This is a genomic window from Achromobacter sp. ACM05 (assembly GCF_019218915.1).
Classification (GTDB): domain Bacteria; phylum Pseudomonadota; class Gammaproteobacteria; order Burkholderiales; family Burkholderiaceae_B; genus Achromobacter; species Achromobacter animicus.
Map to the genome: position 1 here is coordinate 1 of NZ_JAHUWQ010000009.1, position 1,054 is coordinate 1,054.

At 51.0% G+C, this 1,054-nt stretch carries 1 rRNA gene; it reads right to left on the reverse strand.

The features are described from left to right. Window positions 1–398: 398 nt before the first annotated feature. Window positions 399–1,054: ribosomal RNA gene (locus KW836_RS27645) — 16S ribosomal RNA — on the reverse strand; the annotation flags it as partial.

Below are 1,054 nucleotides of genomic sequence, written 5' to 3' on the forward strand. Positions count from 1 at the left end.
CCTTCATCGCCTGTGATCGCCAAGGCATCCACCATATGCACTTAGTCGCTTGATCCTATAACGCTGTAGGCTATAGGACCTGAGTATTAGCGTTTGTGCCGTTCATAAGTTTCAAAGCAGTCTGAGGCTTATCACCCCAGTCTTGAGAACTTGGAACAAAAAATAATGCAATCACAACCCGTGCCCATCTTCATCAGCAACGCTGATTACTTGATGAACACATTTTCGTTGTGCTTCTTCCAGATTGTTAAAGAACAAATGTAGCTGTTGGGTAAAACCCAACTGATAGCGCTGCAAGCAGCGCTATCAGTTAGTTTCTACGCTACGCCAAACCAATGGCGCCAGCTACAACAAACAACCGATAAGAGTGGACGCTTAACACGAGCACATAAGCTCTGAAAGGAGGTGATCCAGCCGCACCTTCCGATACGGCTACCTTGTTACGACTTCACCCCAGTCATGAATCCTACCGTGGTAATCGCCCTCCTTGCGGTTAGGCTAACTACTTCTGGTAAAACCCACTCCCATGGTGTGACGGGCGGTGTGTACAAGACCCGGGAACGTATTCACCGCGACATGCTGATCCGCGATTACTAGCGATTCCGACTTCACGCAGTCGAGTTGCAGACTGCGATCCGGACTACGATCGGGTTTCTGGGATTGGCTCCCCCTCGCGGGTTGGCGACCCTCTGTCCCGACCATTGTATGACGTGTGAAGCCCTACCCATAAGGGCCATGAGGACTTGACGTCATCCCCACCTTCCTCCGGTTTGTCACCGGCAGTCTCATTAGAGTGCCCTTTCGTAGCAACTAATGACAAGGGTTGCGCTCGTTGCGGGACTTAACCCAACATCTCACGACACGAGCTGACGACAGCCATGCAGCACCTGTGTTCCGGTTCTCTTGCGAGCACTACCAAATCTCTTCGGCATTCCAGACATGTCAAGGGTAGGTAAGGTTTTTCGCGTTGCATCGAATTAATCCACATCATCCACCGCTTGTGCGGGTCCCCGTCAATTCCTTTGAGTTTTAATCTTGCGACCGTACTCCCCAG